Source organism: Ktedonobacter sp. SOSP1-85 (genome assembly GCF_016587415.1).
Taxonomy (GTDB): Bacteria; Chloroflexota; Ktedonobacteria; order Ktedonobacterales; family Ktedonobacteraceae; genus Ktedonobacter.
Genome location: NZ_BNJI01000001.1, coordinates 1696076 through 1712630, shown reverse-complemented (window position 1 = coordinate 1712630; position 16555 = coordinate 1696076). Strand labels below are relative to the sequence as shown.

13 protein-coding genes and 1 tRNA gene are annotated in these 16555 nt (G+C 53.9%); 5 read left to right on the top strand and 9 right to left on the bottom strand.

The features are described 5' to 3' along the window. Nucleotides 1–113: 113 nt before the first annotated feature. Together ftsZ and KTE_RS07285 are read right to left on the bottom strand one after the other, a co-directional pair. Nucleotides 114–1730 carry a cell division protein FtsZ gene (ftsZ, locus tag KTE_RS07290; RefSeq protein WP_201379892.1) on the bottom strand — a complete coding sequence of 539 codons (1617 nt, stop codon included), beginning with the start codon at nt 1728–1730 and terminating at the stop codon, nt 114–116. A gap of 429 nt (nt 1731–2159) precedes the next feature. Then, nucleotides 2160–2579, bottom strand: coding sequence for a response regulator (locus KTE_RS07285; protein WP_007906554.1), 420 nt, complete (start codon nt 2577–2579; stop codon nt 2160–2162). Between the two features lie 676 nt (nt 2580–3255). Between KTE_RS07285 and KTE_RS07280 the strand changes: the two genes are divergently transcribed. Further along, nucleotides 3256–4668: an ATP-binding protein gene (locus KTE_RS07280; protein ID WP_201379890.1), complete on the top strand. Its 1413-nt coding sequence runs from the start codon at nt 3256–3258 to the stop codon at nt 4666–4668. An 85-nt stretch (nt 4669–4753) separates the two neighbouring features. Here KTE_RS07280 and KTE_RS07275 read toward each other — a convergent pair whose 3' ends face one another. Together KTE_RS07275 and KTE_RS07270 are read right to left on the bottom strand one after the other, a co-directional pair. Further along, nucleotides 4754–5392, bottom strand: a complete 639-nt coding sequence (locus KTE_RS07275) for a hypothetical protein (protein ID WP_201379889.1) — start codon at nt 5390–5392, stop codon at nt 4754–4756. A 283-nt stretch (nt 5393–5675) separates the two neighbouring features. Then, a tRNA-Arg gene (locus KTE_RS07270) sits at nt 5676–5749 on the bottom strand. Between the two features lie 324 nt (nt 5750–6073). On the opposite strand from KTE_RS07270, the gene KTE_RS07265 reads away from it, so the two are divergent. Further along, nucleotides 6074–7249 (top strand): hypothetical protein, encoded by a 1176-nt coding sequence (locus tag KTE_RS07265; protein WP_201379888.1) that lies wholly within the window; start codon nt 6074–6076, stop codon nt 7247–7249. Between the two features lie 142 nt (nt 7250–7391). On the opposite strand, the gene KTE_RS07260 is transcribed toward KTE_RS07265, so the two are convergent. Next, the gene (locus KTE_RS07260; protein WP_201379887.1) at nt 7392–8570 is read right to left on the bottom strand and encodes an FAD-dependent oxidoreductase; all 1179 of its coding nucleotides are present in this window, start codon (nt 8568–8570) and stop codon (nt 7392–7394) included. Nucleotides 8571–8993: 423 nt separating this feature from the next. Between KTE_RS07260 and aroA the strand changes: the two genes are divergently transcribed. The 3 genes from aroA to KTE_RS07245 all read left to right on the top strand — a co-directional run bounded on the left by aroA (nt 8994) and on the right by KTE_RS07245 (nt 12126). Beyond that, complete coding sequence (gene aroA / locus KTE_RS07255; protein ID WP_201379886.1) at nt 8994–10346, top strand: 3-phosphoshikimate 1-carboxyvinyltransferase; 1353 nt, start codon at nt 8994–8996, stop codon at nt 10344–10346. 141 nt (nt 10347–10487) lie between these two features. Further along, nucleotides 10488–10790 carry a hypothetical protein gene (locus KTE_RS07250; protein ID WP_201379885.1) on the top strand — a complete coding sequence of 101 codons (303 nt, stop codon included), beginning with the start codon at nt 10488–10490 and terminating at the stop codon, nt 10788–10790. A 64-nt stretch (nt 10791–10854) separates the two neighbouring features. Continuing rightward, nucleotides 10855–12126 (top strand): radical SAM protein, encoded by a 1272-nt coding sequence (locus KTE_RS07245; protein WP_201379884.1) that lies wholly within the window; start codon nt 10855–10857, stop codon nt 12124–12126. A 72-nt stretch (nt 12127–12198) separates the two neighbouring features. Here KTE_RS07245 and KTE_RS07240 read toward each other — a convergent pair whose 3' ends face one another. From KTE_RS07240 to KTE_RS07225, 4 genes are all read right to left on the bottom strand, one after another. Beyond that, nucleotides 12199–13407 carry a glycosyltransferase family 9 protein gene (locus tag KTE_RS07240; RefSeq protein ID WP_201379883.1) on the bottom strand — a complete coding sequence of 403 codons (1209 nt, stop codon included), beginning with the start codon at nt 13405–13407 and terminating at the stop codon, nt 12199–12201. Next, the gene (locus KTE_RS07235) at nt 13404–14231 is read right to left on the bottom strand and encodes a GNAT family N-acetyltransferase (protein WP_201379882.1); all 828 of its coding nucleotides are present in this window, start codon (nt 14229–14231) and stop codon (nt 13404–13406) included. Before KTE_RS07235 ends, KTE_RS07240 begins: the two co-directional genes overlap by 4 nt. Next, nucleotides 14228–15565, bottom strand: coding sequence for a lipopolysaccharide heptosyltransferase II (waaF, locus tag KTE_RS07230; RefSeq protein ID WP_201379880.1), 1338 nt, complete (start codon nt 15563–15565; stop codon nt 14228–14230). Before waaF ends, KTE_RS07235 begins: the two co-directional genes overlap by 4 nt. Nucleotides 15566–15752: 187 nt before the next feature. Next, nucleotides 15753–16493 (bottom strand): IMP cyclohydrolase, encoded by a 741-nt coding sequence (locus KTE_RS07225; protein WP_201379878.1) that lies wholly within the window; start codon nt 16491–16493, stop codon nt 15753–15755. Between the last annotated feature and the right edge of the window lie 62 nt (nt 16494–16555).

The following is a 16555-nucleotide window of genomic DNA, read 5'->3' as shown; positions in this document are numbered from 1 at the left end:
CGCGTATCTAGCGTGCCACATAGCGCTGCCACAGTATCGCCATAGATGTAGAAGCGTCAAGCAGAAGCGGAGCAATTCAAGCTTGAATTGCTCCGCTTCTGCTTGACGCTTGTTTACTCGTGACGTTTGAGGAAGGGAGGAACATCAATGATGTCCTCGTCATCGGCATCGCCAGCGTATCTGCGTAGCTCCTGCCGGCGTCCCAGACCACGCAGGCCGCGTAAATCATTCAAGCTGCGCTGTGTCCGTTGCTCCGGAGCTGGTTGCCCTGGCTGTCCCGACCGTATGGGTTGTCCCGGGGCTGGTTGCCTGGAGGGCATGGGACGCTGGTCAGCGGCGTTGGGCAGGGATGGCATCCGTGGTGATGTTGAACTGGCCTGTCTTCGTTCAGGGAGCTGCGTTCCTCGCTGCTGCTGAGCTGTCCGAGAAGGCGGCTTGGGCGCGGTAGGGGCCGCTGGCGGCTGATAAGGAGGCGTGTTTTGCACCACCTGTCCTGTTCCCGTAAGGGAGTTTGAGCGCGCAGCGGTATGCCCGAGACGGACTGCCTGGAGACGCGCGGTCGGAATCTCCTCCATACCAGCGGCGATCAGCGTCACACGAATGGTATCGCGGAGCGTAGGATCAATAACCGCGCCAAAGGTGATATCAGCGGCATCATCGATGGCGGCGCCAATGCGTTCAGCGACCTCATTGATCTCGAAGAGGGTCATATCTTCGCCACCACTGATATTGAAAAGCACGCGTTTCGCGCCACGGATAGTCACATTCAGGAAGCCACCCGCGATGGCCTCTTCGGCGGCAAGTTGTGCCCGGTTACGCCCCTGACCCTGTCCAATGCTCATCAACGCAGTTCCCGCCTCATGCAAGACGCTGCGCACATCGGCAAAATCAACGTTGACCATGCCAGGCACGTTAATGACCTCGGCGATACCCTGAACGCCCTGGCGTAGCACATCGTCAGCCACTTTAAAAGCATCCGAGAGGCTATAGTCACGCGCGACCGTGGTCAGGAGGCGATCATTGGGAACGGTGATAAGGGCGTCAACCTCTTTACTGAGTTCGGCTAGGCCCTGATCAGCGATGCGACGGCGGCGTGTCCCCTCGAAGGAGAATGGCAGAGTAACGATACCAATGGTGAGCGCGCCAATTTTTTTGGCAATGGAAGCGACGATGGGGGCCGCGCCCGTGCCAGTACCACCGCCCATGCCGGCGGCGATAAATACCATATCGGCCTCACCCAAGGCTGCGCGAATTTCGGCTGCGCTCTCGGTCGCGGCACGCATGCCTACTGCGGAGTTGCCGCCTGCGCCCAGACCCTTGGTGTGATGCTGTCCCAAACAAATACGCTCTGACGCTTGTGAGAGCGCCAGTACCTGGGCATCTGTATTTAAGGCCATATAGCGTACGCCGCGTACATTGGTATTGATCATACGGTTAATAGCATTCATACCACCACCACCAACACCAACGACCACAATATCAACATCATACTCAGGATCTACCGTGCCAAAGTAAGATGAGGAGGAGGAGGCAGGATTCTCGTCGGTGTCACGCCGCTCCCATTCAGCACGCGTAGGCTCATCGTGCTGCTGGAATTGTTTGCCCTGGACCTCGTGGTGCAGGACAGCCCACTGGTCTGCTTGTTCCTGATTATTACCTGGTTGGGCCTTAGCCGTCCCTTGCCTCTGGACGGGGTCTCGCCTCTGCGAGTCGTGGAATAATGGCTGCATGCACACCCCCATTTCCTCTCATCGGAACTACGGCACAGGACTCTCGCCTTCAGATAGGGTGAGCAGGTGCCGGTTGATTAGATGTTTTTGCCTTGCGCCAGAGATAGGTCAGATGCATGTCTGACCTATAAAACAAGCCCCAATCCACAATAGAGAAGAAGAGACACTAAAAAAACATACTAGTCGTATTGTATCAAGAGTGTCAAGTATATGCTTAAGTGTTTGAAGAAATGCCAATATGGCTGGGGTTGCTTGCCTCTCTATATAAATAACGAACGAGAAGACGAAAAAGGTGATACGACTTTTCGCTGACGAAGTCCTTGGAGTGGGGAGAGAGGCAAAAGGCGAGGAAGGAAAATGTATATCAGGAAGAGGGGTGAGCAGGAGGCTTATACCCCATGTGTCCCTCTTCCTGGACAAAGGACAATATCAGGATAACGCCTTCTCTTCTGAGGTTGCAAGGGCGTGTGTAATCATTCGAATGACACTCCCAATATCCATGGGCTTGCGTAGCTGATAGATGCCACGTTTGCCTAATTCTTCAACCGGGAGGGTCGCGCTCATCATAATAGTCGGGATATTGTGCAATGCATGATACTCTTGTAAACGGTCATACAATTCAAGCCCATTAATGCCTGGCAGGCGATAATCGAGAAGCAGCAAGCAGGGGTCGATACGAGGAGCCTCTTCCAATGCTTTTAGACCGTTATCAATCAGTCTAGTGGTATAGGGGGTCTCCTCTTCGATGAGTTGCTGTAAGAACTGACCAATATCGGCGTCATCTTCGACAATCAAAATGGTCGTATTCTGTGGGCCCTTTGCCGCTGGTGGAAAAACATCCCCTGGCATGACAAACTCCTTTTGCAATGGATGAGATTAAACGCCAAGTGTATACGTTTTTCTTAACGAATATACGTTGGGTTCGGTGACGCTACACAATATTTTTCATATGTGCCCTGGTGAGAGCTGTTGCAGAGCAGATACGCCTTCTACTAATAGACGTAGCCTGTCCGTAAAAATAGTAGTTTCGTCTTCCCTGATATATGCATAGAAGTAGGCAGGTGCTAGGCATAACAGCCGGATTTGGCTATCGCTCTACCATCATTGTAGTCCTCTGATATATAGACATTGGATATATCAGGAAAGAAAGCTTTTTTACAACAGTGTTGTACCTCTACTATCGACATTCGACAAAAAAATTGGAAAAAACAAAAAATTCATAGCTCCCCTCTCAAGTTATGCAAGACATTGAGAAGGGAAGGTTCCCAAAACGATAGCAAGTATTGTATCACCTGCATCGAAATTTGTGTATGCTTGCTGCCAAGAGTACAGGGCCTTCCAAATTTCTGCTGGTTCTTACTTCGGCTTGCTACGCTCGCCTTCGCGGAAGGGATGTGCGGGCGCGAAGGGCCTTCTTCAAAAGAAAAGTTTCCCATAGGGAGGATGCTTTACTGGTAGCCAGAGAGTTCGTGTGGTACAACATGTGGTTATAGAGGCAAAAAAAAGAGTGATTCGGGGTTAATGTATGACAACAATGCAAGGCAAAAATGTGACGACCTCTTTTCTGGTTAATAAACGCATCGCCTCGGCGATGCAAGAGGCACTGTATGGCGCGCAGGGGCTGGCGCTTTTAAAACATGTTCTTAATGATGAACCAGGGCAGGCCTTCTTACACCTACTACGGCTTTTAGCAGGTGCCGAGCAGGTGCCTATGCAGGTTGCTTCGGCCTATAGCGAGGTCTTTTACGCATTGGCTGCATCAGAGCATGTGTATATAACAACAGAACTGTCAGATGCCTGGCAGGCCCACATGGTGGGCCGCTTGCTTGAGGATGAAAATCCCTGGACGGCTCAGGTCGAGCGGCGGGGGCGCGCATGGTTGGGGAGTCAGGCGCGGATTTCGGCTACGCTGCATCGCCAGGCCGAGCGTGAGTTGAAGGCGCTACAGCGACTCTTCGCCCTCTCGGCTGAGGTGGTGTGGGAAGCAGTGCAAAGCGTGGTGGGTGAGACGATGCCCATGTTACGCGATGCCTGGGAACCCTGGCTTGACCTGGGAACAGTTCAGGAGTCAGGGCATAAGAGTGGGCGAGCCGCTCTTATACACCAGATTGCTGAGCTGGCGGACTGGAGTGAACTGGCAGACATGCTGGAAATGCATTGGGCGCGCCAGGGGACAGGCGCGCTGGCTCGCTATGCTGTCCTACGCTGGCAGGGAAATACGCAGACCCTTGAAGGAATTGCTCATCCCGACGCTATTCATCTCGACAATTTTGTAGGCTATGAGCGGGAACTGCGCAAACTCAAGGCAAATACTGAGCGTTTTCTCGCCGGTATGCCGGCACATGATGCCCTGCTTTATGGGCCGCCAGGGACGGGGAAGTCATCGAGCGTAAAGGCGCTGATCAATACCTACGCTGACCAGGGGCTGCGCCTGGTCGAGGTACGCAGGGAGTATATTGGTGATCTGCCACAGATCGTGGCGCAATTGCGCCAGCGCGCGCCGAGCTACCTTGTGTTTATTGATGATCTCTCCTTTGAAGAGCATGAAACCGAGTATAAAGTATTAAAGATGCTCCTTGAAGGGACGGCAGAGGCTCGTCCACAAAATGTACTCATCTACGCGACGACCAATCGGCTTAACCTGGTACGCGAGCTACATACTGATCGTAGCAAACCCACTGAAGAGGTAAACTGGCGCGACACGATGGATGAGAAGCAATCGCTAGTGCATCGCTTTGGCTTGCGGATCACATTTAGCGCACCCAGCCAGGAGCAGTACCTACAGATTGCTCAGGGGTTAGCGCGGCAGCGAGGGCTAGAGCTTGAGGAAGAGGAGCTGCGTAGCCGGGCTTTGCAGTGGGAGCGCCAACGAGTTGGCCGTTCTGGTCGCCTGGCCCGTCAATTTGTCGATGAATTAGAGGCCGAGATCGGCAGGTAGGCATGGAGAGGCCAGTACATGTACTGTACTGGCCGTGCCACGATAACAATTCCAATGGCGTCACCCCAGCAACGAGCAAGACTGATTAAGAGGACTGGCGCAGGATAATTACGCCCTGCGAGATCATTGTCTGCAAGATGCCGCGCATATCCTGGGGTGAGAGTGTGAGCATAGTCGCGATTTTATCAATGGTCATGTTGCCATTGGCGAGCATATAAATTTGACGCCACTTGCGCGGCCAGCGTGAGAGTTCGGTAAAGGGGATCTCTCTGGCGCGCAGGGGGTAGATCTGTGTCGCCTGTGGTGGGCGTATCGCTGGCAAGGGCCGTGTCACGCGTGGCTCCATTGCTGGGACCTGGGGCCTTGCTTGCGCAGGAGCGGGCAGGTGAAGAGCGGGAATGGGGCGGGTCGTGCGGTCTGGCGAAGAGGATTTAATGGCGGGATGGGAGGGGGCAGGGGTCTCCGGGTCCTGGTAAGACTTGAGTGACCAGCTAAGGGAGGTGGCTTGCTCAATCAGGCCCTGGGCCTCTTTCCCAGTCATAAGGACCTGCCCATCTTTCCCGGCAATGTAACAAGTCTTAATCTCTCCCTGGTAGATGGAGAGCACGATACGGCATGGCTCCTGAATGTGCCCAATACCTGCGGGCAAGGTGGCGTAGCCCCAGCCGTTGTAGCTATAGTCGCGTAACATGCGGTTGAGTGCAGTGAGAGTAACGGTATACACCTGTAACCCCTTGGTATTGTTTTTTGAAGTAGCCAAAGAACGCGGAATAGCACCCTGATAAAAGGGATGGGAACATCCTGACCGTTCAGGATATTTGGTGATAATAAAGGCCGAATTGAGTCATTGATTTGTGTAAAGGAAGGAAATGCCTGGGCAATAATAACATGTATAGCGGCGCACGTCAATACGCTCCGAGAGCCAAACTAGATCTACGCGTGCATCAAGATATACGTTGATAATACTTAATACAAAAAAAGTGCATTTGTAAAAGGGCATAAAAAAACGCACCCAGAGGGACTCGAACCCCCGACACTCGATTCCGAAGATCGATGCTCTAATCCGCTGAGCTATGGGTGCTTGTAGCACCTATAAACTACCATACCCTGGTTGTAATGTCAATTCCTTGCGGCTAAATTTCCAGAGCTTCACAAAAGTTGCGTTTTGCATGTATTTATTTTCATGCAAGTTACTCCCCCTCAAACTCTAGAGTTTTATATGATGAGAACGAAAATATTTCTATCCATCGTTTGAACAAAGTCCTATATGTAAACTTGCAATGCTAGTGCTGGGCCGGGATGGTAGGGAACTTCCTTCGCTGCAAACCTCCTGTAGATAGCAAATATTAGATAACAAATATTGCCTCACGCTGGCACTGGCAGAAAGATGTGGAAAGGGTTGTTTATGGCTATATTACGCAAATATAAGAATTTGTTACTCGTTTGCTCCCTCTTGCTGATTGTGTTGGCCGGGTTAGTATTTGTAATGGTGCGTTCCAATCAGGCCGGGGCGCAGGGAGCGTCGGTCCTGACCAGGCATTATCTCTATGTCATTCCCGATGGGGGCATAGATGTCTACGATATCGACCGCGCGCATGCGTTTGTCAGGCATATTGCTCTGCCCATGCTCAAAAGTGGGCGAGGTGTGGTTGCCGATCCATTGACTGCTAGCCTCTTCATCAGTTATGGTGGTAATGGTGGTGCGCATGGCGACGGTTCACTGCTGAAATATGATTTGCTGCATGATAGGGTGGTGTGGACGAAAAGCTACGACTTCGGTATCGATAGCATGGCGATTACCCCTGATGGCAAGTCGATTTATATGCCGGGTGGTTCTAACCAGTATCAGGGTTTGTGGCATGTATTGCGCGCTCGTGATGGAGCGGTTCTCCAGGCGATTCAGGTTGGCGGCGGAGCTGCGGGTCATAACACGGTCGTGGGCCTGAGTGGGAAGTATGCCTATCTGGGCGCGCTGAACAATAATCAACTCTATGTAGTGGATACTGCGAGCAACAAGGTTGTGAAGAAGGTGGGACCACTCAAAGATGGCGTCAGGCCCTTTACCGTGAACAACAAGGAGACGCTAGTCTTTACAACTGCCTCCCATTTCCTTGGTTTTGAGGTGAGCGATTTGCAGACGGGCCAGTTGCTCTATAGTGTTCCAGCCGAGGGCTTTGTAGATGGGCTGCATATGTCGGCACCCAGCCACGGTATCTCTCTCTCCCCCGATGAGAAAGAAGTGTATATTGTTGATGCCCCCAATAGCTATGTGCATGTCTTTGACGTAAGTGGTCTCCCCGAACGTGCCCCGCGTAAGGTTGCTGATATCAAATTAACAGCTTTCCAGGGCGAAGAGACGCCCTGCGTGTATGATTGTTTGCGCGAGGGCTGGGTGCTGCATAGCCGTGATGGACGCTATGTCTATGTTGGCGACTCCGGCGACGTCATTGATACGGCGACGCGAACCGTCGTGAAGCATCTTCCTGACTTGATGAATACACGCAAGTACCTGGAGATCGATTGGCGTAACGGTATCCCGGTCTTTACAACCAGTCGCCAGGGACTAGGCTACGCGTTTTAGGCGTTCGAGCGGTAATGTGTTTCTCTGGAGAGGACCTGGTAGACGAACTCCAGCCTCCATATGTCAAGGTAGAGCAGAATCAGGTTTCCTCTCCAGGGCTTGTCGGCTATGACAGCTGGTTATTTTGTATACAGTGCCTTGTTTACGCAACCGAAGATGCTTGCTCAAGGGGATAGGCCGAGAAACGCGCCAGGCGAAAACGCTCCAGGGGGATAGAGGGGGCTTGCTGATAGAGCAAGGCGCCAAGAATTTCTCCCAGTAGTGGGCCAAATTTAAAGCCATGCCCTGTGAGTCCAGTTGCAAAGACAATGCGTGCGTCGCGCGGGTGGTAGTCGAGAATAAAATCTTCGTCGGGGCTGACATCGTACATGCATGTATCAACATGGGCCAGGCGCGCGTCTTGCAGGGTTGGGAGCAGGTTTCGTACTTTTTGTGCTATCTGCGCGATAATACTCTGTTCAATAGTGGGTGGCATATCCGGATCAATTGGGGTGCCAAAGGCGTGGGAAGTGGCCTTTAACCAGGTGGAACTATAGCCCCTGGTGCTAGTGGTATGCAAGGGAAAACCATAGAGATCATTCGCGATAAAAGCTGGAAATGTGTGGAGCGCAAAGGCTGTGCTAGGAACATCGGTAAAGTAGAGCACATACTGGCGCGTCGTTGTAATGGGCAGGCGCAGGTCACCAAGGATATGCTGAATCCAGGGACCAGTCGTTAAGGCGACCCTTTCGGTCAGCAGGTCGCGCCCATTCTCTAATAGCAGGCGAATAGGCAGGCGTGAATTTTCATTGACGATGTGTTTCACACGGCAGTTACCAATGATCTTACCACCCATGTCGAGAATAAGTTGTTTGAGGGTTTGTAGGCAGGTTGATGCGTGCAGCAGGCCCGCATCAACGTTATAGGTGAAGCGGTCATATCCCTGGGTATTGAATTGAGGAAAGAGCATATGGCAGTCCTCTTGTGAGAGGAGATCAATGGGGATGCCCTGCTCTTGGAGTATGTGGTAGGCGGGGAGCGTATAGTTGTCCTCTTCCTGCCCCAGCACAAGGACGCCAGTTCGCGTATAGAGGGTGGCACGACTGTGGCGTTCCAGGCGCCTCCAGGCCTGTAAGCTCTGTTGAACCATACGTGGGTAGAGGGTGTCTGATCCATACTCAAAGCGCAGTAGGCGTGAGGGACCGTGAGACGTGGCGCGCGCGTGGTCGACAGTGTATTGCTCTAAAACATAGACATCCTTAATACCTGCGCGTAGTAAGGCATATGCGGTTGCCAGTCCTACAATGCCTGCTCCTATAATGGCCACATTTGCATGTTGCACGATATATTTGCCTCCTGGGAAAATAGCTGTAACATGTAATAATACGATTATAACAAAATATTTGTATATTATCAATGAATTGCTGCATACTATCATTTTGCAATGTTACGTGTAAATATGTAAGTATTTTTAGTATATATTGTAAGCAATATGTCATAACTTTGTGCATGCTATATCAGAGGAAAAGTGTGGTGTTATGCTCTACAAATTACATCCCTGCCAGGGAGATGTGATAAACGTTATCTACAAATAGCTCCCTGAATGAAGCTTGCGCACTCTGTAAATGATGCCAGAGAAGAGACAACTCTTGTTCCAAATGATATGATAAGGCAACAATTGATCTGGGAGTGCTGGTTACTGAAGACGTATGCTTCTGCACGGAAACAAATGACATAGTATTTGTAGATTGAGAATGAGAGACATATGGTACACGAAGAATTGCGATCACTGGTTGGCACCGATGTACGTATCGCGATAGAGGAGGCGTCTCGCATACAGGGTAAGCCCGAACTGCCTTCATCGAAGTATTTCACCTTGCGTTATGTGCTAGCGGCCGCGCTTGCTAAAGGCACAAGCATGGTTTACTATCCCGCTCAGAGCGACGATAGTGAGGCCCTTTTTCGTGGCTGCCGGGCCTTGGGTGCTCAATTAGATTGGGTAGATGCGGAGGAGACCATATTACGTGTGCAGGGTGTAGGCTATCCGCAGGCCGCAGACACCGTCACCTTGAATGTGGGGAACGCGGGCGCCGTCCTGCGTTTATTGCTGGGTCTGGGTGCCTGTCTGCCCGAAATTACCTTTGTAACCGATCACCCGCAGTCTCTGGGGAAACGCCCCAATCGCGAGCTACTGGAGGCATTGAGTACGCTGGGCGCAACGTATCAGGCGGAGGGAGCAGAGGGATGCCTCCCCATCACCTTGCGGAGAAGCGCTCTACATGGTGGCAAGGTGCGTATTTCGGGTGCGCGTAGCTCGCAGTATATCAGCGCCTTGCTCTTTCTGGCCCCGCTTCTTCCAGAGGGTCTGGAGATCGAGATTATTGATGGCTTAAAATCGCAGCCCTTTGTGCGCTCTACCTTGCAGGTATTGCACGAGGCTGGCATCCAGTTTGAGCACTCGGCTGACTTGAGTCACCTATCGGTTCCAGGCAAGCAGCAGTATCAAGCGCGAGAGTATATCTTACCAGGCGATTATCCTTCCGCGGCGGCGCTGATCTCAGCCTGCATAAGCGCGACTGATCCAGCAAGTGAACTGGTATTAAACCGCTTGAAGCCCGGAGACGAGATTGGCGACGCCCTGCTGGCGGCTTACCAGGCTATGGGCGCCCAGTTGGATATCGCTGACGAGCAGGTAACGGTACGGGGAGGAACTACCCTCCAGGGGGTTCGCGTGGATGGTGATCGCATCATTGACTGTATCCCAGTGCTGGTTGCCGCGGCCTGTTTTGCCCAGGGGGAGAGTGTCTTCTACAATATCGAGACATTGCACTACAAAGAGTCAGACCGTATTGACGATCTGTGTGCAGAGCTACGACGTGCGGGCTGCGATGTCACACCTCAGCGTGACGCAATTATTGTACGTGGTCGGCCGCAAGGGATTGAGGGGGGTGTGACCGTGGACGGACACAATGACCATCGCCTCCTGATGGCCCTGGCAATTGTAGGCATGCGTTGTCGTCAGGGCCTGGCTCTGACTGGTAGCGAGCATATTGCCAAGAGCTATCCCCATTTCTTCGCGCAGCTTAAAGAACTGGGCGTACCTGTAAAACTTGCCTAATTGGGCCTCTCTGGTGAGAGGCTGGAAAAATATGAGTTATGATGATACAATAGCCTGCGATCAGGTAATGACGAGGCGATTGAGGCATGACTGAAGATCCATCTAAAGATCCGTGGTGATGACAGCGAAAGGAATTGAATTGTGTATAAGTTTAAAGGCTTTGATAGCGCGGAGTGTGGCGACAGCATGTCCGCACTGGAAGCGATGATCAATGCCTGGATGGAAGCCGAGCATCCACGCATTCGTCATGTCTGTCAGAGTATGCGTGGTGAGCATATTTTACTCAGCTTCGTCTATGAGGATGCACGGCTGTTGGAGCAACGGGTCGCAGCCAGCGCGCAGACTGGAATCACAGGTGGCTTCCCCCGTATTTACGACGAGGATCTTATGGACGAGCGTCCGACAAGCCCTCGTATTCCGGCGACACCACCTCCCATGCATTAGCTCCGGGTTGATGCTTTTTAAAATAGTAAAACCGACTGTAACCGAGGTAAAATAAAGGATCAGCATGCCAGTTCCACATTTGCTTTACAGTACTCCAGATGGAGAGATTCGCGAAGAGACGCGGCTACAGGCGCTCGCCTTTGGTGGCAAGCCATTGGAAGCCAGAGACTTAATACCCTTGCCAGACGGAGTGACGCTTTCGATGATGCCGGATCGTCTCGCGGTTGGACTCAAGAAGACTGGTGAGCGACAGGTGCTGGCAGCGAACAGGGGCTGGGCCGTAGCGGCTCTCTTGCCCATTGGATATACGCGTACCCTGTTGCCAGAGTATGAAAAGGTACCGGGGACCGAGCCTCTGCCCTTCTTTGGCTATAGTGCTGTTGCCTCCATAAACGGCGAACTTTACGTAGCCGCCGTCAAGACGGATGATCCCCATAAGTGGCACCCTCGTTCGTTTCCGCGCAAGAAGCTAGAGCACGCGGTAAATGCCAAACTTGAGGCCTTCCCCGAAAACCGTGTCGTGCGCCAGCACGCCCATTGCGCCCTGGATTACTCCTGTCCCACCGCCAGTAACCTGTTCCTTGAGCGCTGGGAGATGGCTATCGCCGTGTCGCCCGGATGTAACGCGCGCTGTATTGGGTGTATCTCTAAACAGGAAGAAGAGGACCTGATCTCACCTCAGGACCGTCTGGACTTTATCCCCACGGTTGAGGAGATTGTAGAGGTTGCGGTCCCTCACCTGGAGAGCGCCGAAGAGGCCATCGTAAGCTTTGGGCAGGGCTGCGAGGGCGAACCCCTCATGCAGTGGAAGCGGATCGAGTGCGCCATTACGGCGATGCGCGCACAAACGAAGCAGGGCGTCATTAATATCAACACCAACGGTAGTAATCCCCGCTGGTTGCAGCGCTTATATGACGCGGGCCTGGATACGATTCGTGTCAGCACCATCTCCGGGCATCCCGAAACCTACACCGCCTATTATCGCCCCATCGGCTATCGCTTTGAGGATGTCAAAGAATCACTGAAGCGTGCTCATGAAGAGGGGCTGTATACCTCGATCAACCTGCTCTGTTTCCCAGGGATGATCGACCGCGAACGCGAGATCGAGGCGCTCCTGACCCTTGCGCGCGAGACGGGCCTGCGCCTGATCCAACTGCGCAACCTCAATATTGATCCAGAGGTCTTGCTTCCACGCATGCCTGACCTGGACAGCATGGGGAAGGCGCTAGGAATGAAGGCCTTCATTGAAATCCTTCGGCGCGAGATTCCTGAGGTCGCACTTGGCAATTTCACGCGTCCCATCCAGCGTGCCCAGGCTCAGCCTTCCGAGTTATAACAAGAGGAAGGGGTATGGTGATAGGCTGACTCCGCCAGCCTATCACCATACCCCTTTCTTTATGTAAAATTGCTATTCTGTAGCAGTGGATGTGGCACCGTGCCATTTGCCGTGAAGGCGGAGCATGCGGCGGGCGGCGGCGGCGACAGGCTCGACGCCAAGCTGTGTCAGACAGTCACGTGTCGCGCAACCTTCGGGCGTGCCGAGCTGATGCCCACGATAGAAGCAGGGCATACAGGGGAGATCGAGGTGGACAATCGTAGCCAGGTCTTTCCTATCGCCGGTGTAGGGTCCCCAGGCCTTATAGTTGGTCAAGCCAAAGATGGCGACCACGGGCGTTTCCACGGCGCTCGCCAGGTGGGCCAGGCCCGCGTCATTGCCGATAAAGAGGTCCGCTAGCTCCAGCACAGCGGTTGCAACCTTAATATTGCCCTTCCCCGCCAGGCTACGCACCGGAACGCCCGAGTGAAGCTGGTTCATAATCTGTTGATGTAGCTCGACTTCTTCAGGCCCTCCAACTAGCAGCAACTGACCCCCGGTCTCTTTGTACAGCGTGTTGGCAAGCTGGGCGAAGCGCTCTGGTGCCCAGCGACGCGCCGTGCTATAGCCGCCGCTTCCCGGATGTATGGCGATAATTGGATGGGGTGCCGCCTCTGGCACGCTTGCGTCATAGACCAGTTCGCGCGCCGCTTCGCGTTCGGCTTCACTGAGCGGAATTTCTAGCTTTGGCGTGTGGATAGTCGCGCCAACCGCGGCCGCGACCGCCATATTGTATTCCGCTTCATGCATAGCGCCAAAGCCCTCGTCCTTGACCCGGACATTGAGAAACCAGCCATGCCCATTGTCGAGACCAACGCGCCACTTCGCGCCCGTGGCCCGCATCAGGGCCTGGTGTTTCAGGCGTCCAAAGCGCAGTGTCAGGTGGTGGAAGAGCAGGACCGCGTCATAATGTCCCTCGCGCAAAGGTTTGAAGATATCTGCGAGGCGCTTTAAATTGCTTGGATGCTTGATGATCTGTTGTGGGTAGTCGAAGAGATATTTATCCAGCACGATAATGTTATCAATCACAGGCCAGCCCTTCAGGAGGCTCGCGGAATCGGGAGTGACCAGCAAGTCGATACGTGCCCGGGGGTAGCTCTCGCGTAGAGCACGCAAGGCCGGAGTCGCGAGGAGCAGGTCACCGAGGCCCGCCAGCTTCACGACCAGGATGCGCGCATCTGGAGCCAGGGTGATGGATGAGTGTATTGGCTCAGTGGTCTCGTGTGTTCGTGCATTGTTCATGCCAGGCTCCGCTTATAAAAAGATTTCTGCCCCAGCGTACGAAAGCCAATACGCTGGTAGAGACGTTTGCTCTGCTCGGTTGGAGAGAGGGTCGCGACGTGATAACCCAGGCGCTCTGCCTCATTAAGGACATGAAGTATCATGCTGGCGGCAACGCCCTGGCGGCGTGCCTCGGGCAGCGTGCCAATGCCATAAATACCTGCCACACCATGGGAGAGCAAGAGCGAGGCGCTAGCAACCACGCGACCATCAAGCGAGCCAGTAAAGTGGCGCCAGGCATGGCCCGGGCCGAAACCAGAGGCGAGATACGTCTGGTAGTAGAGCTTTATCCTATCCGTCGTTGATGCAAAGGCGATCTGTACAACATCGCAGAGCTGTTGTAGTTCCTGCGCATTGCTGACTTCCTGAATGGCTAAGGTTGGCGATGAAATTACGTTCTGTTCACGAGCGGATAGTGCGAGTGTCATAATCGCATTGTCGTAGACATGGGTAAAGCCCTGGGCCAATAATGACTCTTTCAGGTGCGCTGGCTGTGAGGCTAGATAAAGTGTCCAGCCGAAGCTTCTGGCCTGGCGTTTCGTATAGTACTCAATGAGAGCCTGGATGCGTTGTTTGATGTATGCGGGGTCGTCTGATGTGAAGCGCGAACGCAAGACGCCATTCAGCGTAGGGGTGACCGCGAACCAGAGCAGTTCCGCATCCTCTCGCAGCTCCGCACCATGAATAACGCGTCCAAAGCAGGCCATTTCTTCGGCGAAGTTCGCGGATACCGAGGCTGGCAGAGAGGGATCGTTGGTGCGTATTGGCTGGTGTTGCTGGCTCATGCGTTTCCTCCCTGAAGAGACTGGCTGGACTCCTGCGTATGTGTCCGAGCGTCCACCAGTTTGCTAAGGACGGCGGAGTGTACCTGTTCGGGCGAAATATCCTTCATACACTGCGTCGTATGGAAGCGGCAGTTGGCAGGCCCCTTGGCGAAGTAGCAGGGGCTACACCAGATGTCGCTGCGTAGCACTGTGGCGTGAGGACTCACCGGGCCGCTCATCTGGGGATCAGTTGGGCCATGAATGGCGATTAACTCTGAGCCAACGGCGGCGGCAATATGCATGGGGCCACTATCGCCAGAGATGACGATATCAGCGTGCTTAAGCAGGGCCGCCAGTTGAGGCAGATTGGTCTTGCCAGCAAAATTATACATATGCGCGTGCGTGCGTTTGAGCATTGCCTCAATTAATGGCTGATCCTTAGGGGCCCCGGTCAGGACGACGTTCATGCCATCCTCGTTTACCAGGCGCTCTATGAGACGCGCCCAGTAGGGGATCGGCCAGCGTTTTGCATAGCCATTGTGTGAGCTAACCTGGCAGGCAACCAGCGGTTTCTGTGGATCTATGCCCTCCACCTGGAGCAGGTCGGCGACCTCTTGCTCACTCTTTGGCGTGACATGCAGGGTGGGTACACGCGACTCCTGGTCAAGGGTGGCGCCACAGGCATGTAGCAGCTCCATGCAGTAATCGACTTCGTGTTTCCGCTCTCCCTCGGCCCAGTGACGGCCAGGGACACTCTCTGTCATAAAACCGGGATAGCCCTCCGCGCCAAAGCCAACGCGTCGCGGTGCGCGGCTGAGCACAGAGAGGATACTGGCCCAGGGGCCAGAGACGCTAACGGCCAGGTCATAGTCTCGTTCGCGCATCTGCTGGCGTAGGGCCTGGGCCTCGCGCCAGTTGCGTGTTTGTAGCAGGGCTTTGGGGCGGCGCCAGATATTGGGATCATAGGTCAGAAGTTGCGTGATATCGGGATCTCCGCGCACAATGGATGCGCTAGAAGGAATGGCCAGCAGGTCGATCTCCGCCTCAGGGTAGGTCCGCTTCAACTGGCGCACCACAGTCATAGACATAACCAGATCGCCAATAAGATCGACGCGGATGACCAGAATGCGTTTGGGATGGAACGTCTGAGGCGAGAGAGGTGGTCGCGCTTGCCCAAAAGCACGCAGTTTGAGATAGGCTCCCACACTTCCCAGGGCCAGGGAAATGCCACCTAGCACGAGGCGACGGCTGGTATGGACGACCGCGTTGCGCAGCTTGCGCTGGGCGTCGGGTCGTGTTGGGTAACCGTACTCATCGAGATCTTGTATTGTTGGATCGACTGCTGTCTGTGTCATACTACCATCCCGGATTGTGAGCTGTTTGCCGCGGCGATCCTGCGGCAGGGCAGGGTCTCTTCCCTGCATTATAGAGAGCTAAAGAGAAAGATGCAAACTTTTGACCGAAACGCATATATTTGGGGAACGTAGCGTAGGAGGCCCTGGCAGCCGCAGGCTGCCAGGGCCTCCTACGCTATATCAATACTTAGCGGACCTCTGATTCAAAGCGGTTATGGATCTGGAGAGTGCTCTGGCCATCATCGGTAATATGCTTCACGGCGAGCGAGATGCGATTATCCTCATTCAGCGCGTTCCAGTAGAAGCTGAGGACCTCTTCTGGTGCTCCCTGGCAGGGAAGGAGGAGGGGATCGCCTGTAAAGCTAGGTAGAGGCGTGCCAGGACTCATATAGGTCGTGAGTCCATAGCCATAGCCAGGGACGGGCGTGGCAGGATGGTAGGTGTAGCGGTCGGTAAGTTCTGGATTCGTCTGGTTGGCTTTGAGAATGCTCAGCGTGATGGAGCCTGGCTGCTGTCGTAGATCGATCATACCGCTGATGCGAGGTGTAAAGTGTGGGGCATCCGGTTCACGTTCACGCGTCGCCAGGGCCGCGTCAAAGAATAGCCCCGCGTGGAGGGACTGGTACAGCGTGCGCGTCTGGTCCCCATTGCTGACGAGGTAGATCCCAGGAAGTTCGAGCATGGCCTCATAGATGATCAGGCTGGGATCGGCGACAAGGCTGGCGTCAACTGGCTCCGTCTTCAAAACGTTCCCTGACACAGTGAAGCGTCGATTACGGCTCTGTTCGCTGCGACCCATGATCCAGTACACGATAATCCAGCCATGGTCATCTGAGGCGCGGCCAAGGACGAGTCCACGCCCTGGATAGGGATTGCTGCGCACATGCTTTACGAAGGCATTGGTGGCGATAGTGTTGGCATCTATCATAAAGTGTATAAAACTCCTTCAAGCGGCCTTGCGGCATGGTTTAATGGGGGTTATGTTCTCAG

Coding starts and splice junctions, on each gene's coding strand:
- waaF (WP_201379880.1), bottom strand. CDS start 15,565: ATGACACAGACAGCAGTCGATCCAACAATACAAGATCTCGATGAGTAC.
- ftsZ (WP_201379892.1), bottom strand. CDS start 1,730: ATGCAGCCATTATTCCACGACTCGCAGAGGCGAGACCCCGTCCAGAGG.
- KTE_RS07245 (WP_201379884.1), top strand. CDS start 10,855: ATGCCAGTTCCACATTTGCTTTACAGTACTCCAGATGGAGAGATTCGC.
- KTE_RS07265 (WP_201379888.1), top strand. CDS start 6,074: ATGGCTATATTACGCAAATATAAGAATTTGTTACTCGTTTGCTCCCTC.
- KTE_RS07285 (WP_007906554.1), bottom strand. CDS start 2,579: ATGCCAGGGGATGTTTTTCCACCAGCGGCAAAGGGCCCACAGAATACG.
- KTE_RS07225 (WP_201379878.1), bottom strand. CDS start 16,493: ATGATAGATGCCAACACTATCGCCACCAATGCCTTCGTAAAGCATGTG.
- KTE_RS07235 (WP_201379882.1), bottom strand. CDS start 14,231: ATGAGCCAGCAACACCAGCCAATACGCACCAACGATCCCTCTCTGCCA.
- KTE_RS07240 (WP_201379883.1), bottom strand. CDS start 13,407: ATGAACAATGCACGAACACACGAGACCACTGAGCCAATACACTCATCC.
- aroA (WP_201379886.1), top strand. CDS start 8,994: ATGGTACACGAAGAATTGCGATCACTGGTTGGCACCGATGTACGTATC.
- KTE_RS07280 (WP_201379890.1), top strand. CDS start 3,256: ATGACAACAATGCAAGGCAAAAATGTGACGACCTCTTTTCTGGTTAAT.